This is a genomic window from Bartonella sp. AA89HNZF, assembly GCF_042196905.1.
Classification (GTDB): Bacteria; Pseudomonadota; Alphaproteobacteria; order Rhizobiales; family Rhizobiaceae; genus Bartonella.
Window position 1 is genome coordinate 1 of the sequence record NZ_JBHIRD010000041.1, and the last position, 5,497, is coordinate 5,497.

Genomic DNA, 5,497 nt, shown 5'->3' on the forward strand with positions numbered 1-5,497 from the left:
AAAGGGAGTGGGGTAGGATTAACAAGATGCCAATGATCTCCATTATAAAACAATGTATAAATGCACCCTTGTTGGATTTCCCCCCCTGATAAAAGCGATAAACCCGTTTCCGTTGCTTTATAAACCGGCTTGCCCTCTAAAGCATTTAAGACAATCGTGGTCGCTCCAACATTCTTACCCATAGCCATAAAGCGCAAAACGATACCATTCTTATACTCTAAAAACTGTGAAGTGCTTGCAAGTCTTATCACACTCGTTTGTTGGACAGGATCATTTGTAACAATGCCTTCAAGCTCTCCACCCGTGTCTGACAAGTATTCCTTTACGCGCTGCATCATCACACGGGCGCTTGTGTTCACACTGCTAGGATGCTGTCCTTCGGACCAATCAATCAAATTATCCACGCAAGTATTATCCGACGCTCTAAGCGACCAATCATAAATCGTTGACATTTCTCGTGAATCCTAGCTTCTGTAAAACGGTCCGTAAAACGCCCGCATGAATGGCATCATCAAAGGATTATCATCATCACTCTCTTCTTCTTCCGAAGCCTCTTCTTGTGATGCTAATAATGCCCTTAAAACCTCTAACAAGTTGTCTCTATTTCTAATGCCACCATGCGCTGTAGGACTTGCTCTATGAGGCTGCCCACCATACATCTGTAATACACGGTTGACAAAATCACTTGCACGCATAGCGTTGTTTCCACCATTCAAGCCAACCGCATTGCTCCCAACAATTTGCGCCGCATTGGCATGGGGATTTTGAAGAAGCCGCGCGGCTCCTCCTGCTCCTTGTTGATGGGCTAAATACAACTCCGCTTCACTAGGCGCTCTTCCCAAAAGGCGGCTTAAATGATTGCGATTATCAAGCGTCAACCGCCCCATGGCATCTGCCGCTTGCATGGGGTCAAAACGGTCTTGCAAACCATATTGCTTGGCTGTGCTGTCTATAAATTGGTACAACCCACCCGCAGAAGAACGGGGATTCCTTGCATTCGGATTGCCTCCACTTTCAACTTGCGCAACACGGTACAAATAACTCTCTGGCAAACCATAACGCGCTGCTGCTTGCCGTATCGCTTGCTCTACAGAAGGACTATAACGGGTCATCGGTTAAACATCCTCACAACCTCGTTTCCACTTAATCTAAACAAATCAGAAAAACGCTTTTTCACCCACTCTTTCGTCGCATATCCCTTATGATGCGCATTTACCATACGTTGAATCAGATCGACAATTTGAGCATTCTTAATCTGTGTTCCCCCTGTTAACAATTTGACAACATCCTTTTCAATCCGTTGACGCTCTCTAAACGCCGCCTCTTTGAAAGGAATCCAAGCAGCCTTCCCAGCAGCTTTTGCTAATTGTACAGCTGCATCATGTTTACCCGTTGGCATACTGACGTTATGCCTAAAAGATATCTTTTCATCCGCTACACGACCTGGTATTCTATTATAAAAATCTGCATAATCGGCTTCTTTTTCGATAACCTTCTTGACCGCAGAAGCTTTATCGGCTCCATAAATCTTTGCAAATCGTTTATACAGATCATTCGTACCAAAAATCTCCTTTGCCTTGGATACTTCATCTTTTGTTTGCCCCATACCTTGTAAAAGTTCTGCCCTTGAGCCCTTTTTAAAGTATTCTTGTTGTGCCTTTGGTAATTCATCAAAGATTTTACTGAACTCATCCTTATTAACCGACTTGCTAAGGATTTTGGAACCTTCATCCATGGCATCTAAACGTGAACTATATTGATGATACAATGATCGTGCCTTCTTATATTTAGGCGATATATCATCCATAAGCTCTAATAACTTTTTCTGAATGCCAACTAAGGTATGAACTTTACTGTTATCTCCTACCTTCTCGGCTGCATCTCTCATAAGACCAAGTTTAACCTTCGTTTCATGGAGAACACCCATGTTGGGCTTTTCTTTAAGGAGATTAAATTTTTCAGAAGAAAATGGAGCAACTTCTTTGACCTTACTCGTGAATTCCTGTAGCCCTTCTTTATAAGCCTGTTTGAAATATGGACGCTTCATTAATTCATTAAGAGCGCCATAATGCTGTTCTCCTATTGGTATTTTTTTGGCTATTTCGTAAAGAGTATGTGGTTCTGCTTTCCTAATCGCTATAAGATCATTTTTTAAACCTGTGACATTTTGACGAGGAACAAAGTATTTATCAGCCGCCTGATGAATACGCTCCCCTCCTCCCAGCGCTCTCTGTTTAGCTCTCTTGGTTAAATCAAGATAAGCCCCTTGGTTTCTTTTCGCGATATCAAAAACAAGATCTTGTAAAAAAGGACTATGATCAGCTACGTAATCGGTAGGAACTGCTTTTTTAAAAGATTCTCCTAGCTCTTCAGAAGCTTCATTGCCTAAATGTTTACTGATTGCTCTTAACGTATCTTTTGAAACACCTTCTTTCGTATGAGAAGGAGAAAAAAGTCTTCGTATTCCACCAAAAGTAGAACCAAGCATACTGCCTACAAGATTTCCAGCCAATGCCCCGCCCATTCCTAAAGTTCCACCAGATGCCGTGGTTTGAAGTGTATTTAAAAGTCCTTCGCCTTCTCCTGCGCCATGTAATGCACCAGATGCTGCACCTACTTTAAGCAAATGAGGTAATGTTGTTTTGTTCGTGATGCCTAAAAATGGACTTGCAAATCGACTTGGGGGTAACTGACCTGCTTTCAAAAAGGCTTGACCTAATTTTGACCCCGCCACATTCCTTGCAAGTGTAGGCGCTACAAGGCGTGCTCCTGAGGCTAACAGTCCTCCCCCTAAAGTCGCAAGTGAAGGGATTGCCGCCCCTAAAGCATTTCCAGCAAAAGAAGTCCAATAATGTTGATCACTCATCCTACGATAATAATCACGTATTCTATTGGCTTCTTTCTCATATTTTTCTATGGTTTTCTTATCTCCAGTCCAATAGTTGTAAAGCCCATTCAAAAAAGCACTTATTGCCCACTGATCATCAGAATCACGTCCTGCCGCTGTAATCCCAGCAATCTCATCATCTAAATTAAAACTCAATCCATGCTTTAAAGAGTTCCAAAAAGCTTCACTTTGCGTGATTTCGGGATGTTGGGGTGATGTTTCGTATTCATCTTTAGGAATACGACGTATAACTCTTATTCCAGGACCAAAATCTGGGAATGGTTCCTCTACCGATGTTTCGTATTCCTCTTTAGGGATACGGCGTATAACTCTTATTCCAGGACCAAAATCTGGAAAATCTTGATGAGTATTATTATGATGTATCATTTATCTATACCTAATAATTTCATAGAAATCGTTACCATCCTGAACGGTTGCTTGATCTCCAATAGCAAGGTTTTTAATATCTTCTCTGCTACTTATAGTTGGCAAATTTGCACTGCCTCCTTGTGATGACTGATTAGCAGAGGAGCGACTAGCATCTTCACCTAGTAAATAGGCTTTTGCTTCAGGCGATAGTCTTGAAATAACATCTCTTATTTGATTCAGATTCCGCGTAAATAATTCTACATTCATATCAATGCTTAGTTCACCTAAAGAATGCTTTAGCATGTCAAGATCTTTATCACTGACATTTCCAAGTCCTACCGCTCCTGTCCTTGATAATTGCTTCAGTTCGTCTATACGATCACTTGCTATACGTTCCTTAATTGATTTCACGACTTTATCTGCACCATTTTCTTTCAATCCAGGAACAATGCTTTTAATCCAAGCAATCAGACCTGTTGCATACCCACCTTTTTCCTTAAGGTACTCATCAAGATATGTGAGATCTTTCAATAAAATACTTTTCCGTACTATATTATTTGCATATAGAGCTTTTGCACGTTCAGCTTCCTCATACGATTTACCACCTTCAACCATAATATATCTATATCCACCTGGTGCATTCGGATCTTCCACAAGCATCCTACCGTCATTGGTAAATTGGGAATTCCTATTTCCACCGTTCACTTTTTGTAATAGAAAAGCATTCAACGCATCTCTATTTCCAGCTATGAACCGCGCTTCTTCTTCACTATAGCCTTTAGACTTTAGATACTCGACAGTCTGGTTAACCTGCCCTCTTTGTTTATCTCCTTCATGCAAGTTCTTCAGCCCCTTGGCAAAAAGTTGCCATCCAGATGAATTTGGACTAGCCGTTATCGCACCCATAAGAAAATCATCAATATTTTTACTAACATCAGACTGTGAAAAACGAGAAAATTTATCCCAAAAACTAAGATTTGGTTCAGGAGGCTGTTCTTGCAATGGAACTGGTTTTGTTGAAATAGGTGGAGAAGTCTCTAACTGAGGAGGAGTTTCTGATTGTGGAATCGGAGAGGGTTTATTCCCCTCATTATCTATCTCAGAAGGACGAATAGAACCTATTGGAGAAGGAGAAAAAGAGCCTATCTTATATGGATCATTCATAGAAATCGCATTAAGAAAAACTGGTAATTTATGTTTGTCCTTTCGTTGATTCGCTATTGATTGTAGTAGATCTTTTTCTAGTCTGCGTTCGTGTAGATCTTTTTCTAGTTTGGATATGAAACGTCTATCTCTCGGGTCAAAATCTATAAAAACCATTACTTTCCCTTTAACTATTTATTTTTTCTAAGATTATTCAAACTAAACGGCAGCATTTGCTGCCTTTTCCGCAGCCTTCTTTAATCCAAAAAGCACCATCATAGCATTCTGCCAAGGGTCGTTACCATGCATCTTAGATTCTGACATATTATTCATCGTCGTGCCGTAATTTCTTGCAAAGCCATGACCGGCGTTCATAAGCATATTCAACCTATTCCAGCCGCTATTGTCTTGTTCCAGCCAACGTTCTCTATTGGCATCAACAAGGCGTTGATTGTGGGCATCAAGCACACCTCCCCCTTGTATGGCATTGGAATAGGCATTCCCATAACCCTGTAAGAAGTTATTTGAGGCTCCCAACTGATTTTGATTGGCTTGGTCTATCATGGCATTGGCTTGCATCATGCGGTCCGCATCACGATTATATTGCTCTAACATAGCACGAGCGTATATAGAATCTCTTCCTTTCCGCACTTCCTCTCTGTGATCAGGAGTTGCATAACGACCAATCCCTGAGAAATATCTGTTAATTTGAGTGTCTGAATCATCTAATGCTTCTTGAAGTGCTTGTTTGAAATACGAATTTTCTCCCATCATACCACCAGAGGCCATATGTCGAAGATTCATGGCTGCCGACGTTGGATTATAGATTGTATTCATCAAAGAGCGATTTTGATAATGATGAGGAATACTTCCAAGACCACCAATTCCATAGCGCGTTTGATCACTTAACGGCGCTACACGAGGTCCCCCATACACATTACCACCCATCCCTGTGTCATACATGTTATACGCATCTGCACCCCCACGCTTAAAGACATTCTGCATCCAAGTAGGAGGGGCGCTTGTCTGCACCTGCTTCTGTTCTGTCGTTGCTGGTCTACTGCTCCCCATGTCACAATTCCTTCCTATAATAAAGCA

Annotated in this window: 4 protein-coding genes and 1 pseudogene; all 5 read right to left on the reverse strand. The window is 41.3% G+C overall.

What is annotated here, in order from left to right; all coding sequences use genetic code 11:
- A pseudogene (locus tag ACFIN0_RS09300) lies at positions 1-452 on the reverse strand (phage tail protein); the annotation flags it as partial.
- A 12-nt stretch (positions 453-464) separates the two neighbouring features.
- Complete coding sequence (locus ACFIN0_RS09305; RefSeq protein ID WP_375702395.1) at positions 465-1,112, reverse strand: transglycosylase SLT domain-containing protein; 648 nt, start codon at positions 1,110-1,112, stop codon at positions 465-467.
- Entirely contained in the window at positions 1,109-3,274 is a 2,166-nt protein-coding gene (locus ACFIN0_RS09310; protein ID WP_375702396.1) for a hypothetical protein, read from the reverse strand. The genes ACFIN0_RS09305 and ACFIN0_RS09310 overlap by 4 nt, the downstream gene beginning before the upstream one ends.
- Positions 3,275-4,576: a hypothetical protein gene (locus ACFIN0_RS09315; protein WP_375702397.1), complete on the reverse strand. Its 1,302-nt coding sequence runs from the start codon at positions 4,574-4,576 to the stop codon at positions 3,275-3,277.
- A 42-nt stretch (positions 4,577-4,618) separates the two neighbouring features.
- Complete coding sequence (locus ACFIN0_RS09320) at positions 4,619-5,470, reverse strand: hypothetical protein (RefSeq protein ID WP_375702398.1); 852 nt, start codon at positions 5,468-5,470, stop codon at positions 4,619-4,621.
- Between the last annotated feature and the right edge of the window lie 27 nt (positions 5,471-5,497).

What these genes read in the sequence shown, in the direction of transcription:
- ACFIN0_RS09305 (WP_375702395.1), bottom strand. Translation starts at nt 1,112, where the DNA reads ATGACCCGTTATAGTCCTTCTGTAGAGCAAGCGATACGGCAAGCAGCA.
- ACFIN0_RS09310 (WP_375702396.1), bottom strand. Translation starts at nt 3,274, where the DNA reads ATGATACATCATAATAATACTCATCAAGATTTTCCAGATTTTGGTCCT.
- ACFIN0_RS09315 (WP_375702397.1), bottom strand. Translation starts at nt 4,576, where the DNA reads ATGGTTTTTATAGATTTTGACCCGAGAGATAGACGTTTCATATCCAAA.
- ACFIN0_RS09320 (WP_375702398.1), bottom strand. Translation starts at nt 5,470, where the DNA reads ATGGGGAGCAGTAGACCAGCAACGACAGAACAGAAGCAGGTGCAGACA.